Origin of the sequence: Enterovibrio baiacu (assembly GCF_004120195.1) — a bacterium.
In the GTDB taxonomy this organism is placed as follows: domain Bacteria; phylum Pseudomonadota; class Gammaproteobacteria; order Enterobacterales; family Vibrionaceae; genus Enterovibrio; species Enterovibrio baiacui.
This window is the reverse complement of the sequence record NZ_SCHN01000006.1, coordinates 261510-276225: the sequence shown is the minus strand read 5'-3', so window position 1 is coordinate 276225 and position 14716 is coordinate 261510. Positions and strand designations below refer to the sequence as shown.

Here is a 14716-nt window from a genome sequence, read left to right as displayed (position 1 = left end):
ATCGAGAGCAAACGCCGGGATCAGAGCTTGTTTTGTTGTACCAAGGTGCTGAGTCGCAGCACTAAATCTGCGACATTGGTGGCTTCAAACTTCTTCATCATGTTGCCGCGATGTACTTCAATCGTGCGGAGCGAGACACACAGTGCTGTCGACATTTGCTGGTTGGTTTGGCCTTTCAACACCAACTTCAACACGTCTTTTTCGCGCTCTGTTAGGTTGTCGTATCGGTTTTCAATGGACACATCTTCTGCCCGCTTAAACGAGTAGGCGAGGGCTTTCTCGATGGCTTGAACCAAAGGCTCTCCATCGACAGGTTTTTGGAAGAAATCGACCGCGCCATCTTTAAGCGCATCGACCGCCATGGGCACATCGCCATGCCCTGTTAGGAAAATCACTGCCAATGGGCTGCGTGCTTCAATCAAAAACGCGTGCACATCTTGCCCGCGCATTTCTGGCATGCGGCTATCTAAAATCACGCAACCGGGTTGCGAAATATCAACGCCCTCTAAAAAGGCTTTGCCCGAATCAAATTCCTGCAGTTGCAAATCGAAGCTTTCCAGCATGAAAACAAGGGAGTCGCGAACGGGTTCTTCGTCATCAACGACATAAACTGGGCCGAATTGTGTGTGCATTTATTCCTGACTCCTTGTGACCGGAATGACCATGGTGACCTGACAGCCGCGCGGGCGGTTTGGTTGGATCATAAATTGACCGTGATGCGCCTCGATGACGTCGCGACAAATCGGCAAACCAAGGCCTAAGCCGTCGTTTTTAGTGGTGTAGAAGGCCTGCTGCACTTCTTCTTCGCTGGCTGCTAGGCCGATGCCGTTGTCTTCCACTTTGATGACAATTTCATTGGTGCCGTACAGCAATTCCACTTGCACCATTGGGATGACTTCCACATCCATCGACGCAATACACGCTTCCTTGGCATTTTTCAGCAGGTTCAACATGACTTGCTGCATGCCGATGACGTCAAATTCCCCCTTGAAGGGTTCGCCATCTACGCTCAATTGCAGGCCAATGTTTAGCGCTTGGAAATCGTATTCCACAAGCTGAATCGAATCGCTGATGAAATCGACGGGACGACACACAACCCGCTCGGTGGGCGTGCGTTTTATCAAGCCTCGAAGACGCTGAATGATGTCGCTCGCCGCGCCAACTTGTTGCTGAATCTTGCCCAATATTGGCGTGAGATCTTTCGGGTCCATCCCTTGTGCAAGGCGGCGTTGAACACCTTCGGAGTAGCTTTTGATTGAACTGAGTGGCTGGTTGATTTCATGCGCAATACTGCTACCAAGCTCGCCGACGATCATGGTGCGTTGTACGTGTTCGAGAACGGCATTTTTTTCTTTCAACGCGAAAAGAGTGCGTTCGAGTTCTTGCTTACTGCGTTTGAAATGGTATTCGACCCATAGGTGATAAACGTTCAGCAAAATCAAAATCAGCACGGTCGAGAAGGCAAGGAATTCGTTGCGGTCGAGCCATTTGTAAAAGCTCTCTTGCCATGTTTGCTGCAAGGGGTGCATGTCGAGGTGCTTGAAGACGTTATCTACATCCACCGGGCTCTCTGGCAGCGTCCAGCCAATGTTGTTTGCCGCTATTGCTGCAGGGGCATTTTCGGGCATCGTAAGCAGGGCTTGGGCCACTTTCTTGCCGATTTCATTGGTGGCGCGATCGGTTTTGGTGAAGGTCCAATTTGGATAGAGCGGGGTGCTGACGCCGCACACGGAGCCATCAGGATACTGCACATCCAACACGCGCACGCTGGAGGTGTCCACCAATCCTTCTTTGGCCATGTTTTCTAAGGTACACGCGGGGACAACAGCAACATCAATATTGTTGTCGAGCACGTCGTAAATCAGTTGGTCCGTTGGTGGCCCTGTGAATTTGATTTTCTTGTAGAAAGAGGCGTTGAAATAGTCGAGCTTTTCTAGCTCGTAGCGAAGCGCGATGAAACCACCAAACGCTTTTTCAGATACCGCTGCCACACGCGCTTGTTTAATGTCTTTTAGCGATGTGAAGTGGGAGTTTTCTCTCACGACGACCACTGACGCGATGGACCGACTGGTTTTCTTGCTGTACGCCGTTTCCTGAGTCGCTAACCAATTGAGTTGATGTTGGCGCGCAATCCTGGTGGCTTGGCCGGGGCTGGTCAGCAAGAAATCGAGTTGATTATGTTTAAATGCTTCATCGAGCTCATCGAAATCATACGGGTGTAGCTCAAACGTCACCCCCGGAATTTCTTTTTCAAGCCAGTCAAGGGTAGGCCGCCAAGAAGAGATGGCATGCGCGTCACCACGCAGCGCTAGCACACCCACATCGTAATGCTGAACGATGCGAGCCTGCGCTTTACAACTGCAAAGACAGCACACACTGACGAGCATCATCGCGAGCGCTTTAATGCAGAAAAACGGCGAGCTACGTAATAGATAGTTGTTCAATGAGAGGTCACTGTGATGGGAAGCTTTTCGCCGCGCATCTTACCCTAGATATCCATACTTTTGTTGTTGTTTTAGATCAAACTACTGACAATATTGTGGTTTACCACAATACCCCGCTGACAAAAAATTCCCCACACTGCGTGCCACAAGCCCAAAAAAGGCAGTGATGTGTTCATGATTCGCGCGACGCGCGCCCAGACACATCGACAGAATGTAGCAACATGATGTGTTCACCCGATCGGCACAAACAATAAAAAACAAAGCCCGTCCGACTGCGTCATGCCCGACAAACGATTTCATTCTGCTCACTGATGAGCGAATTAATTTATACATAATCTTGGGATAATCTCGATGAAAAAATCGACGGTAGCAGTGGGTGTTTTCGCGGCGCTGATGGCGGGGGGATACGTGGCGTATACCTCTATGTTCGGTGCGGAAGCGGTGCACGTGAGCAATCATGTTCTGCAAGAAAAGTTTGCGGAATATGCCAACCCAGAGGCGTTTGTATCAGCGCAAGAACTGAAACAAATGATGGAAAGCGACGAGAACCTCGTGGTGATCGGTGCGCTTAACCCAATGAAACCGGACGCGCCAATCGCTGGTTCTTTCACCATGTGGCGTAACGATTATTCTGCAGCGAAAGACGTGTATGGCTATGACGGCATGCGCAATTCTGTGGAAGACATGGAAGCGCTGTTGAGCAAGTTTGGCGCAACGCCAGAATCAACCATCGTGGTTTATGCGGCTAACGCTCACCACGACGCTGCTCGCCTGTTCTGGCAAATCCAAAACCTGGGTCATGACAACGTTCGTTACCTTGACGGCGGCTTGAACGCGTGGATCGGTGCGGGTCTGAAAACCGGCGACGCAAACCCAAGTGTTACGGCAACCTCTTATAAAGCGCCACGCCCAGAAGCCGAAACCAGCGGTTTGGCGACCATGGACATGGTGCTCAATGCACAAACAGCGAACGATTGGGTGATCCTTGATACCCGTGGCCAAGAAGAATTCGACGGCACAACCACAGTCGGTGGTGCATACGGCCCAGGTACGATCCCTGGCAGTGTTCACATCAACTGGACCAAAGCCCTCAATGAAGACAGCACGCTGAAATCAGCCGATGAGCTAGCTGCGCTTTACGGCGACATCATTAAAGGCAAGAAAGTCATTGCTTATTGCCAGTCTGGCGTTCGCTCTGCACACACCATGATGGTGCTTGAAGAAGTGCTGGGTGCAGAAGGCGTCTACAACTACGACGGCTCTTGGATTGAATACAGCTTTGCACACTACGAGCAGAATCGTGCTGACGTGAAAGTGCAAAGCGGCACCAAGAGTTAATCAACGCCACATACGTACGTAATTAACCAAGACTGGAATCATAAAAATAATGAGCAATGTAATTTTTAGTCAAAAGCTATACGACGCTGCGCAGAACGTGGTTGATGGCTGTATGGGTGATGCGGATCCTGCGTGTCAGACCGCGTGCCCAATGCACACTGATGTGAAGCAATATGTTCGCCTTGCAGGTGAAGGCAAATACCAAGAAGCGCTAGACACCATTCGCGGCAAACTGTTTTTGCCACAAACCTTGGGCCGCATTTGTGCGCACCCATGTGAAGCGGCGTGTCGTCGTAACACGGAATATGGTCAAGCGATCAGCGTGGCGGGCATCAAACGCTTCGTCGCTGAGAAGATGGACAACAAAGAAAACTGGGATTTGGCGATCCTCAATCCAACGGGCAAACACGTTGCCATCGTAGGCGCGGGCCCTGCGGGTGCACAAGCGGCGATCGAACTTCGTCGTAAAGGCCACGACGTGACCATCTATGAAAAGTTGGATGTGTACGGCGGCATGATGCGTGTGGGTATTCCAGAATACCGCTTGCCACGCAACGTGATTGATTTCGAATTTAGCTACCTAGAGATGCTGGGTATCACGACCAAGTTTGGCGTTGAAATCGGCAAAGACATCAGCTTTGAAGACCTTCGTAATACACACGATGCAGTGGTACTTGCACACGGTGCGCATGTCGGTTCAATCATTCCACTGCCGGGTCACAAGGCGGAAGGCGTGTTCTCTGCGGTTGAGTACCTGAAAGAAATCTCTGAAACCCGTGCGTTCCCGCGTGCTGGTAAGCGTGTGATGGTGATTGGCGGCGGCGACGTAGCGATGGACTGTGCACGTTCTTCATGGCGCATCGGTGCAGATGAAGTGCACCAGTGTTCGCTTGAAGCCATGGAAAACCTACCAGCAAGCCATGTTGAAATTGAAGAATCGTTGGAAGAAGGCGTGGCATTCAACGCAGGTTGGGGCCCAATCTCGATCGAAGAAAAAGACGGTAAAGTCTTCTCTATTACGCTGAAGCGCGTGATTTCAATTTTTGATGAGACGGGCAACTTTGCTCCAACGTATGCCGATGATACGCGCACGATCGAAGTGGATACCGTGGTATTCGCGACAGGTCAGGTGGTTGCAGACATTACTGGTGGCGCATTGGAAACGGGCCGTGGTGGCCGCTATGTGGTGGACAAGAACACCCTAGCGTCTTCTGTGAGCGGCGTTTACGTGGCGGGTGATGCGTGTGGCGGTAACATCGTTATCGAAGCCATGGCACTTGGCCGTAAAGCGGCGATGAGCATTGAGCGTCAATTCGCGGGTCGACCTTTGGAAGAAGGCCGCGATTTCCAAGAAGAATACAGCTACCCATCGCGCTTAGACATTCCTCTGCCAAAAGGCACTGTAGACGTGCCACGTCTGCACGGCGAACTGCGCGATGCGGAAGAGCGTAAGCGCGACTTTGCTCAGGTTGATTTTGGTTTCACGCAAGAGCAAGTGAAGCAAGAGTCAACGCGCTGCCTGCAGTGTACCTGCAAGCTGTGTATGAGCGAGTGCATCATGATGAACGACTTCGGCGACTGTCCGAAGACGCTGTTCGGTGATTTCGTCAATAAGAAAGAGATGGACCCATTGCTGGCTTACTCCTGTAACGCCTGTGATCAGTGCACCATCGTGTGTCCGAAAGATTACCCAATGAAGGAAATCTTCCTAGGTGCGCGCGTTGATTTCGTGAATGCGAACAATGGCGAATCACCAATGAAAGGCCACAAAGCGATCAACATGCACCAAAAACTGGGTTTCTCAAAACTCTTCACTATGGCTAAACGTGCGGTAACAACAAAATGAGTAATAAAGTATTCATGCCAGGATGCAGCCTGCCATCCTACTCGCCAGAAGGTGTCGCGGCGATCGCGAAACACTTGAAAAATGTATTCCCAGACATGGGTGCGGTTCAAAAATGTTGCGGTAAGCCAACCGCCGCGATTGGCCAAGCTGAGAAATTCAAAGAGCGTTATGGTCAACTACAAGCTGACTTTGACAAGCTAGAAGCCGAAGAAGTGATCGTGGCGTGCCAAAGCTGTTACGGCATGATCAAGAAATCGGGCGGCTCGCAAAAGCCATTGTCGCTTTGGAAACTGCTGCCAAAAATCGGTTTGCCACCTGAGCTTGTGGGCAAAGCAAAAGACAGTGACGTGGTGTTCACCATTCACGATTCTTGTTCAACCCGCTACGAAAGCGAGCTTCAAGACGGCATTCGCTGGATTTTGAATGAGCTGGGTTACAAAACTGCTGAACCAGAACACACCCGCGAAAACACGCGTTGCTGTGGTTTCGGCGGCATGGTGGTGCCTGCGAACCCGAATGTGGCTGAGCGTGTTGTTCAGCGCCGTGTTGATGAGTTTGAAACTGACCACGTTGTTGTTTACTGCGCCGCGTGCCGTGCATCCATGATGGGGGTGGGCACGAACGCTTGGCACATTCTTGATCTGATGTTTGGCCCGGTTGTGATGAAAGACACCGCGCCGCCAGTGAACGTGCTAGCAAGCCCTGCGAAAGCTTGGTTCAACCGCTACAAATCAAAGGCGGGTCTGATCAAGTGCATGTCGGTGTAACCGCGCAGTACCTGAATTAAAGGAATCGCCGAGTATGCGTTGCTTGTGAAAACGGGCGCAGTTGTCTCCTGCTTAATGCACTCGGCGACTTTCTTTACCCCGCACGTTTGGTGAAGGGGTATTGAAGAACATTGAACATTTTTCGAGAAGTAATTGATGAAATTTCTAAAAATTGGTGTGGCGATTCTTGCAGTAGCGCTGGCGCTATTTGTGGCAAAACAAACGGGTATTCTTGAGATCATTACCGACATCAAGAGCCTTCAAGCGTGGATCGCAAGCTTTGGCGCGATGGGTTACGTAGTGTTTGTTGCGGCGTTTGTTTTTGCGTGTGTGTTCTTGCTGCCTGGCAGTGCGTTCACCATTGTGGCTGGCATTGTGTTTGGCCCAATCAAAGGCGGCGTATTGGCATTGTTCTCTGCAACCCTTGGTGCGGTTGTTGCGTTCGTGGTTGCGCGCTTTTTGCTACGCAATACCATCATGAAAAAGTTTGGTGACAACCCAATCTTCAAGAAGATTGATGACGGTGTCGCGCAAAACGGTACCAGCTTCCTGATCCTGACTCGCCTTGTGCCTGTGTTCCCGTTCAGCCTACAAAACTACGCGTACGGCCTAACCAGTTTGAACCTTGGCACTTACGCTCTGGTGTCATTGATCACCATGGCACCGGGTGCTTTCATCTTCGCTTACATGGCGGGTGACATTGCCACTAACGGTGTGTCTGCAATGTTGCTGGTTAAGTTCGCCGGTGCGGGTCTTATTCTGTTTGGTATGTCTCTGATTCCGAAGTACATCGCGAAGAAAAAAGGCATCAACATGGCAGAGCTAGCGAAATAACTTGCGCTTGCGTCATAAGTGATTAGATTTATCGTCCCTTACCTTATGGTGGGGGACGTTTTTGCGTTTATAGCTGCTGAAAATAGCGGCGATGAGTGGTTAATCCGGCATCAAATAACGATAAGAATAAAAAGACTTTTATGAAAACTCTGTTCTCAGCGATGGCTTTGTTGATCGCGTCTTTCGCGGTGTTTGCGTCAGCGCCAGATCTCAGCGATTGGTCGCAGGTCGAAGTGAAGGCACAAGGCCAAGATGTGTACTTTCATGCATGGGGCGGCAATCAGGAAATTAACCGTTACATCCAATGGGCGGGGAAGGAACTGCAACGTCGTCACAACATCAATCTTCATCATGTAAAGGTGACGGACATTTCCGAAACCACCACGCGATTGATTGCTGAGAAAGCCGCGGGGAAAACCACTGGCGGTAGCGTTGATTTGGTATGGATCAACGGTGAGAACTTTAAATCACTCAAAGAAAATCAGTTATTGATGGGCAGCTTTGCACAGCAATTGCCGCATTGGTCGCTGGTGGATCAAAACCTGCCTGTGACTGTCGATTTCTCTGAACCGACAGACGGCATGGAAGCACCGTGGGGCTTGAGCCAACTGGTGTTTATTTATGACAAAGAAACCCTGAGCACGCCGCCGCGCACCTTTGGTGACATGCTGAATTACGCCAAACGCAATCCAAACCGTTTGAGCTACCCGCGTCCTCCTGAATTCCACGGCACCAGCTTCTTGAAGGCGCTGTTGATCGAGCTAACGAACGATTCGCCATGCCTGTCTGAGCCTGTTGATCGCATTGATTTCGACAAAGTGACCGCGCCGCTTTGGCATTACTTGGATGAGTTCCACAAAGTGGCTTGGCGTGGCGGTAAACAATTCCCTGCAGGCACGGCGGAAACCCTGCAATTGCTGGATGACGGTCAGATTGACTTAGCGATTACGTTCAACCCGAACGCGGTCTATGCCGCGCAATCAGCAGGGAACCTTGCAGAAACCACTGAAGCTTATGCGATGGAAATGGGGGCGTTGTCGAACATTCACTATTTGACCGTGCCTTGGAATGCGAACGCCAAAGAAGGGGCGCTCGTCGCCATCAATTTCTTGCTGAGTCCTCACGCGCAATCACGCAAAGGTGACCTGGATGTGTGGGGCGATCCGGCGGTGCTAAAAGACACACATTTGTCCGGTTCAGCCAAAGAGAACACCCCGTTTACAGCGGTCGCTGAGCCGCACCCAAGCTGGCAAAGCGCGCTCGAAAAAGCGTGGCTACAACGCTACGGAAGCTAAATCTCATGTTAAAAGCGCTCTATCTGATCATTGCGGTGTGCTGCTTCTTGCCTACGCTTCCCGGCTTGCTGGGCGTGTTGGTGTCGTCACTTGGCTATGTGCCGCCGTTGGGCATGCACAAGTTCGGGCTCGCAGGCTTTGCCATGGTTTTCGAGTGGGAGGGAGTGTGGCAGTCGATCTGCATGACAGTGTATTGCGCTATTGCCAGTAGTTATCTGGCGTGTTTGATTACCTTCGCTATTTTACAGGCCAGTTGGGGTACGCGCTTTTGGCGTCGTGTAGAGATCTCGTTATCTCCTTTGCTTGCGATGCCACACGTGGCGTTTGCCATTGGTTTTGCGTTTCTGTTCGCGCCAACGGGGATGGGGCCAAGGCTGTTAAGTCTTGTAGGGTATGACGCCAACGCCCAAACCGTGAGTGATTTGGCCTTACTGGTGAAAGATCCGTATGCATTGGGATTGATCCTGATGCTGGCGATGAAAGAAGTGCCTTTTTTACTGCTGATGAGCATTTCTGTGTTGCGCCAACTCAAGGTTGATCAGAGCGAGAAAGTCAGTGCTTCGTTGGGGTATAGCAAAGCACAAACCTGGTGGAAATGCGTTTTTCCACAATGGCTTGCCAAGCTGCGTTTTCCGATGTTGGCCGTGATGGCGTACAGCTTGTCGGTCGTCGATGTGGCGCTAATCATTGGCCCAACCAATCCGCCCACGTTTGCCGTGTTGGTGTGGCAGTGGTTCAACGACCCAGATCTTGCCTTGTTGCCAAGAGCGGCTGCAGGGGCGGTTGTGCTGTTTGTTATCGCGATCGTGATGATTGCGTTCGCAAGGCTGGTGGAGTGGGCGGTCACGAAAGGGTTCAGAGAATGGCAATTCTCAGGCCGAAGTGGTTGCTCACTGCCGGGTAAATCGGTGTTCTCCGCGATCTTGTTTATCAGTGTGGTCATGGTGCCATTGATGGTGATTTGGAGCATTGCCCAACGCTGGCGATTCCCCGATTTACTGCCGAGCCGTTATAGCCTCCGATTCTGGGAATATGAGTGGGATTCGATCCTTGGTACGGTTTCTCAAAGTCTGTTCATCGCCTTAATCACAGCATCGGTGGCCTTGTGCTTTGCGCTGGTTGCCCATGAATATCGCTTGCGCTACAAGCTTCAAGTGCCGGGGTATGTCATCGCGATTCCTATGCTTATCCCGCAGCTTTCTGTGTTGTTTGGTATGCAGGTTGCTACCTTGTACCTCAGCAGTGATGCACACTTTTTCTGGGTGTGTTGGGCGCATGTTTTCTTCGCATTCCCGTACGTGTATTTGTCGTTAGATGGCCCGTGGCGCAGCTATGACGAAGGCTTAACCCGCGTCGCGTTGAGTTTGGGAAAATCACCGCTCCACGTTTGGTTTCAAATCAAAATGCCGATATTGCTGCCTGCCATTGTGTTTGCGTGGGCAATCGGGATCAGCGTGAGCTTGGCGCAATATCTGCCGACCTTGGTGTTAGGGGCGGGGCGCATTAGCACCATCACGACCGAAGCGGTGGCGCTGTCGAGCGGGTATGACCGCCGCGTGACAGCGATATACGCGATTTGGCAAGCCTTGCTGCCGTTAGTTTTCTTCTCTTTTGCGATTTTAGTGAGCCGTTTACAGAGCCGCTATCGCCGTTTATCCATGAAAGGTCTGCTTCCGAATGAGTCTTTGTATCGAAAACCTCGCCATCCGTAAGTCGACGGGCGAGGTGCTGTTTTCTTCCCTGAACATGCGTGTTGAAAAAGGGGAGATCTTGACGCTAATGGGGCCAAGTGGCTGCGGGAAATCGACGTTACTTGACGTGATTGCAGGGCATCTCTCGGATGAGTTTTCTTATTCCGGCAACGTCGCATTAGATGGGCAGTATTTGGATGGTACACCTGCACATAAGCGTGATGTCGGCATTCTTTTCCAAGAAGATTTGTTGTTTCCTCATCTTTGCGTGTGGGAAAACTTGGCGTTTGCTTTGCCTGACGCGATTAAAGGGGCGGAGCGCAAACATCGCGCCATGCAGGCGCTGAAGAATATCTCGTTGACCAAACTTGCGGATTCTTACCCTGATCAAATTTCAGGAGGGCAACGAGCGCGCATTAGCCTGACACGCATGCTGTTGGCGAAGCCCAAAGTGGCTTTGCTCGACGAACCGTTCTGCAAGTTGGATAAAGGCCTTCGAATGCAGTTTCGCGATTGGGTGGTGGAGCAATTGAAAGACGCCAACATCCCTGCGCTGATGGTGACGCACGATGTGGAAGACATTCCTGAAGGCAGCAGATTGCTGACGCCATGGGAGCCTGCTCATGCTTGATGCAATGGCCATTAACGTCGTGCGCTGGCCGCTGACGCAAACCGCAAAGCTGGTCGATAAACTTGGTGTCACCGCCAATCAAACCACACTGGCGGGTTTCGTCCTTGGGTGTTTTGCATTGCCTGCCTTGGCGTTTGAGCAATACACCTTGGCGCTGGTTTGTATTCTGCTTAACCGTGTGTGTGACGGCATGGATGGCGCACTGGCGCGTATTCAAGGCATCACAGATGCCGGTGGCTACCTCGATATCAGCTTAGACTTTTTGTTCTATTCGCTGATCCCGTTTGGGTTTGTGTTGGCAAACCCCGAACAAAACGCCGTTGCGGGGGCGTTTCTGATTTTCTCCTTCATTGGCTCTGGCAGTAGCTTTCTGGCTTTTGCTGTTATGGCGAGTAAGCGCGATATCGCAGACCCCGTGTATCGAAACAAATCGCTCTACTACATGACAGGGTTGACCGAAGGCACAGAAACCATCGCCTGTTTCGTGTTGTTGTGTCTGTTCCCAACGCACTTCGTGCTGATTGCCAGTGTGTTCGGTGCCATGTGTTGGTTCACCACCGGCTCGCGTATTTACTCGGGGTTTCATACCTTGGCGGACAAAACTGCCGCGTAGCATTCGCTGTGACCTGAATGTAAAAACGCCCGCGATGTGAATCGCGGGCGTTTTTGTATCAGTAGTTATTGCGTTTCGAGCGAGGAACGCGTGATTAGGACTTGGGTTTCACTGTTTTACGTTCCACCACGCTAGGCTCTAATTCCACGACTTTCTTTTCACCATCGTTATCACCAATACGCGCAATCAAGGCATCGACCGCGGCTTTTCCGAGTCGGTATTTCGGTTGGTGAACCGTGGTAAGTGACGGGGTCATGAATTTGGCAATGTGGATGTCATCATAGCCAATGATCGACAAATCATCCGGCACCTTGATGCCTTGTTCGTGGGCGCTGTTAAGCACACCCATCGCCATCATGTCGTTACAGACAAAGATGGCACTCGGTTGATGCGCTTGTTGCTGCATCTGTGCAAAGGCGTGTGCGCCGCCTTCACATTCGAAATCTGACTCAATGATCCATTCTGGTTTGAGCGGCAACTTGGCTTCGTTCATGGCTTGTTTGAAGCCTTCAAAACGTGTCTGAGCTTGGCTTTTCACCAACGGCCCTGTGATACAGCCAATCTCGGTGTGGCCGTTATCAATAAGGTGTTTGGTGGCGAGGTAACCGCCGTGCAGCGAGTTGTCTTGGATTTTGTCGCACGCAAATGAGGTTGGGCCCCAATCCATGATCACCACAGGCAGATTCCCCATACGATCGTAGATTTCGTCTTGTTCACCTTCGAGTGTTGAACACATCAATATCAGCCCATCGACACGTTTTTGCATCAGGGTTTCAATCGAGGTTTTCATGCGGGTCGCATCGCCTTCTGTGTTGCAAAGAATCAGGTTATAGCCAAGGTGGTAGCAACTGCGCTCTACGCCTTTGACCACTTCACCAAAAAAGGGGTTGGTAGAGGTGGTAACAAGCATGCCGATGGTATTAGTGCGGTTGATCTTAAGACTGCGAGCAAGGGCGGAAGGGGCGTAATAGTGCAGCTCTTTGGCTGCACCGTTTACACGTTCTGCAATTTCATCGCTAACGAACCGGGTTTTGTTGATCACATGGCTAACGGTGGACGTAGACACCCCCGCAAGCTTTGCAATGTCTTTCATTGTCGCCATGTGATGCTCCGATTACTGCTGGTCAGCCAAAAAGGTATCAACCTCTGTGCGGCTTGGAATAGACGTTTGCGCACCAAAGCGTGTCACTGAAATGGCAGCAGCAGCGTGGGCAAACTTAATCGCTGATTCTAAAGGCATTGCTTCCAATAGACCAGTGACGAGTGCGCCATTAAAGGTATCTCCTGCTGCCGTCGTGTCAGTCGCTTCCACGCGGAAACCGGGAATAATTTGCCCTTTCTCTTCGTTATTCTGACTTACCCACACGCCTTTCGCGCCGAGCGTGATCATCACGGTTTCAATGCCTTTTGCATGCATCACAGCCGCGGCATTTTGGGCGCTTGCTTCGTCGGTTACGGCAATGCCCGTCAGCACTTCGGCTTCTGTTTCATTTGGGGTGATCATGTCCACGCGCGCCAGCAGTTCATCGGATAACGGGCGGGCAGGAGCAGGGTTTAGGATCACCTTGGTGTTGTTCTCTTTAGCAACCAATGCTGCGCGCTCAATGCCGTCCATCGGGGTTTCAAGCTGCATAAGTAAGTAGGTTGCTTGGCGAATCGCTTCAAGATCTGGTTCGATGGCGTCTGCGGTTAACTTGGCGTTGGCTTCGGCGGAAATACAAATGCTGTTCTCGCCGCTATCTGCCACTTGAATCATGGCAATACCGGTCGGCGTGCCAGCCTCGATTTTTATCCCACCAACGGCAATGCCGTCTTGTTTGAAGCTCTCACGAATGTTGATGCCAAACGCATCGTCACCCACGCAGGCAATAAAGCCGATGTCTGCGCCTAAACGCGCTGCTGCAACCGCTTGGTTTGCACCTTTGCCACCAGGGATGACTTGGTAATTACGTCCATGCAAGGTTTCACCCGGACGCGGGAAAGAAGGCACCTGAAGGACATGGTCAGCGTTAACACTGCCTAATACGACTAACTGATTCATTGTTTGTTCTCCGACGCTCAAGCGCCTATTCGTTATTCTTCGTCACGCGGCAGCAATGTGTTTGCTGCGGTGACGTAATCCGATAAAAAAGAGCATTGGGCTTTGCTGGATGAAGCGCTCACCCCTTTTTCGTCCTCGCCTTGAAAGTGGAGGAATTCAAAAGCACAGTGCTGTTTTCTCTCTTGTTTCTCGCTTTTTGTCCTCCCCACTTTTCAAGGGGGGAGTTAGAGGGGGGGGCTCTGGCTCTTAGCGAGAATCAAACATTCCCTTCATTTTCGACGTGGAGGGAATGTTCGAATATCGCGTCAGCGATTATTCCTGTGTAATCACCTTCAATGGCACAGGGATAGATTTACGCACGGTTTCGCCCTTCAGCATTTTGTCCGCCACTTCCACACCGATTGCGCCAATCATGTCTGGTTGCTGTGCGATGGTTGCGCCTAGCTTACCGCGTTTTACCGCTGCAATGCCGTCGTCTGTGCCATCAAAACCCACAATCAGCACGTCTTTGCCTGATGCTTGCACAGCGCGAAGGGCACCGAGTGCCATCTCATCGTTTTGTGCGAACACTGCTTGCACATCAGGGTTTGCCGCCAGCATGTTTTCCATTACGTTCAGACCTTTAGTGCGGTCGAAATCCGCCGGTTGGCTTGCGAGCAGTTCCATGTTGCTGTTGTTGACGGTGTTCATGAAGCCTTCACCACGCTCACGCGCAGCAGAGGTGCCTGCAATGCCTTCAAGCTGAATGACTTTCGCTTTTGCGCCCACTTTTTCCATGATGTAACGGCCGGCCATTTCGCCGCCTGCCACGTTATCGGAAGCAATGTGGCTCACCACTTCGCCGCGTGCTGCACCGCGGTCAAGCGTCAGAACGGGAATGCCAGAACGGTTGGCGATGCGAATGGCGTTCGAGACCGCGGCAGAATCTGTTGGGTTAATCAGGATTGCTTTCACGCCGCGAACCGTTAGATCTTCCACGTTTGACAGTTCTTTGCTTGGGTCATTTTGAGAATCAAGCACGATCAGGTCGTAACCCAGTTCTTGTGCTTTGGCTTCTGCGCCGTCTTTCATGGTCACGAAGAAAGGGTTATTCAGGGTAGATAACACAATCGCCATGGTGTCTTGCGCGTGAGCTGCCATGGAAGCGGTAGATGAAAGTAGGGCGGCAGAGATAAGCATTGAGAGTTTTTTCATGTCACTTTCCTTTAGTTTTTGT

At 51.3% G+C, this 14716-nt stretch carries 13 protein-coding genes; 8 read left to right on the top strand and 5 right to left on the bottom strand.

Going from position 1 to position 14716, the window contains the following annotated elements; genetic code table 11:
• Positions 1 to 20: 20 nt before the first annotated feature.
• Positions 21 to 632: a response regulator transcription factor gene (locus tag EQP46_RS03845; RefSeq protein WP_129492382.1), complete on the bottom strand. Its 612-nt coding sequence runs from the start codon at positions 630 to 632 to the stop codon at positions 21 to 23.
• Positions 633 to 2387 carry a sensor histidine kinase gene (locus EQP46_RS03840; RefSeq protein ID WP_420841365.1) on the bottom strand — a complete coding sequence of 585 codons (1755 nt, stop codon included), beginning with the start codon at positions 2385 to 2387 and terminating at the stop codon, positions 633 to 635.
• A 408-nt stretch (positions 2388 to 2795) separates the two neighbouring features.
• Here EQP46_RS03840 and EQP46_RS03835 point away from each other — a divergent pair, with 408 nt between their 5' ends.
• From EQP46_RS03835 to EQP46_RS03800, 8 genes are all read left to right on the top strand, one after another.
• On the top strand, positions 2796 to 3782 hold the full coding sequence (locus EQP46_RS03835) for a sulfurtransferase (protein WP_129492381.1): 987 nt from the start codon (positions 2796 to 2798) through the stop codon (positions 3780 to 3782).
• 49 nt (positions 3783 to 3831) lie between these two features.
• The gene (locus EQP46_RS03830; protein ID WP_129492380.1) at positions 3832 to 5628 is read left to right on the top strand and encodes an FAD-dependent oxidoreductase; all 1797 of its coding nucleotides are present in this window, start codon (positions 3832 to 3834) and stop codon (positions 5626 to 5628) included.
• Entirely contained in the window at positions 5625 to 6395 is a 771-nt protein-coding gene (locus EQP46_RS03825; RefSeq protein WP_129492379.1) for a heterodisulfide reductase-related iron-sulfur binding cluster, read from the top strand. The genes EQP46_RS03830 and EQP46_RS03825 overlap by 4 nt, the downstream gene beginning before the upstream one ends.
• Positions 6396 to 6551: 156 nt before the next feature.
• Positions 6552 to 7229: a TVP38/TMEM64 family protein gene (locus EQP46_RS03820; RefSeq protein WP_129492378.1), complete on the top strand. Its 678-nt coding sequence runs from the start codon at positions 6552 to 6554 to the stop codon at positions 7227 to 7229.
• A gap of 140 nt (positions 7230 to 7369) precedes the next feature.
• On the top strand, positions 7370 to 8524 hold the full coding sequence (locus EQP46_RS03815) for an ABC transporter substrate-binding protein (protein WP_129492377.1): 1155 nt from the start codon (positions 7370 to 7372) through the stop codon (positions 8522 to 8524).
• A 5-nt stretch (positions 8525 to 8529) separates the two neighbouring features.
• Positions 8530 to 10236: an ABC transporter permease gene (locus EQP46_RS03810; protein ID WP_129492376.1), complete on the top strand. Its 1707-nt coding sequence runs from the start codon at positions 8530 to 8532 to the stop codon at positions 10234 to 10236.
• Positions 10202 to 10846: an ATP-binding cassette domain-containing protein gene (locus EQP46_RS03805; RefSeq protein WP_129492375.1), complete on the top strand. Its 645-nt coding sequence runs from the start codon at positions 10202 to 10204 to the stop codon at positions 10844 to 10846. The genes EQP46_RS03810 and EQP46_RS03805 overlap by 35 nt, the downstream gene beginning before the upstream one ends.
• Positions 10839 to 11459 (top strand): CDP-alcohol phosphatidyltransferase family protein, encoded by a 621-nt coding sequence (locus EQP46_RS03800; protein WP_129492374.1) that lies wholly within the window; start codon positions 10839 to 10841, stop codon positions 11457 to 11459. The genes EQP46_RS03805 and EQP46_RS03800 overlap by 8 nt, the downstream gene beginning before the upstream one ends.
• Positions 11460 to 11553: 94 nt before the next feature.
• On the opposite strand, the gene EQP46_RS03795 is transcribed toward EQP46_RS03800, so the two are convergent.
• The 3 genes from EQP46_RS03795 to rbsB form a co-directional block, all read right to left on the bottom strand.
• Positions 11554 to 12561, bottom strand: coding sequence for a substrate-binding domain-containing protein (locus EQP46_RS03795; protein WP_129492373.1), 1008 nt, complete (start codon positions 12559 to 12561; stop codon positions 11554 to 11556).
• Between the two features lie 12 nt (positions 12562 to 12573).
• Entirely contained in the window at positions 12574 to 13500 is a 927-nt protein-coding gene (rbsK, locus tag EQP46_RS03790; protein ID WP_129492372.1) for a ribokinase, read from the bottom strand.
• A gap of 312 nt (positions 13501 to 13812) precedes the next feature.
• Entirely contained in the window at positions 13813 to 14694 is an 882-nt protein-coding gene (gene rbsB, locus EQP46_RS03785; RefSeq protein ID WP_129492371.1) for a ribose ABC transporter substrate-binding protein RbsB, read from the bottom strand.
• Positions 14695 to 14716 lie beyond the last annotated feature (22 nt).

Coding starts and splice junctions, on each gene's coding strand:
- EQP46_RS03845 (WP_129492382.1), bottom strand. CDS start 632: ATGCACACACAATTCGGCCCAGTTTATGTCGTTGATGACGAAGAACCC.
- EQP46_RS03840 (WP_420841365.1), bottom strand. CDS start 2,387: ATGCTCGTCAGTGTGTGCTGTCTTTGCAGTTGTAAAGCGCAGGCTCGC.
- EQP46_RS03835 (WP_129492381.1), top strand. CDS start 2,796: ATGAAAAAATCGACGGTAGCAGTGGGTGTTTTCGCGGCGCTGATGGCG.
- EQP46_RS03830 (WP_129492380.1), top strand. CDS start 3,832: ATGAGCAATGTAATTTTTAGTCAAAAGCTATACGACGCTGCGCAGAAC.
- EQP46_RS03825 (WP_129492379.1), top strand. CDS start 5,625: ATGAGTAATAAAGTATTCATGCCAGGATGCAGCCTGCCATCCTACTCG.
- EQP46_RS03820 (WP_129492378.1), top strand. CDS start 6,552: ATGAAATTTCTAAAAATTGGTGTGGCGATTCTTGCAGTAGCGCTGGCG.
- EQP46_RS03815 (WP_129492377.1), top strand. CDS start 7,370: ATGAAAACTCTGTTCTCAGCGATGGCTTTGTTGATCGCGTCTTTCGCG.
- EQP46_RS03810 (WP_129492376.1), top strand. CDS start 8,530: ATGTTAAAAGCGCTCTATCTGATCATTGCGGTGTGCTGCTTCTTGCCT.
- EQP46_RS03805 (WP_129492375.1), top strand. CDS start 10,202: ATGAGTCTTTGTATCGAAAACCTCGCCATCCGTAAGTCGACGGGCGAG.
- EQP46_RS03800 (WP_129492374.1), top strand. CDS start 10,839: ATGCTTGATGCAATGGCCATTAACGTCGTGCGCTGGCCGCTGACGCAA.
- EQP46_RS03795 (WP_129492373.1), bottom strand. CDS start 12,561: ATGGCGACAATGAAAGACATTGCAAAGCTTGCGGGGGTGTCTACGTCC.
- rbsK (WP_129492372.1), bottom strand. CDS start 13,500: ATGAATCAGTTAGTCGTATTAGGCAGTGTTAACGCTGACCATGTCCTT.
- rbsB (WP_129492371.1), bottom strand. CDS start 14,694: ATGAAAAAACTCTCAATGCTTATCTCTGCCGCCCTACTTTCATCTACC.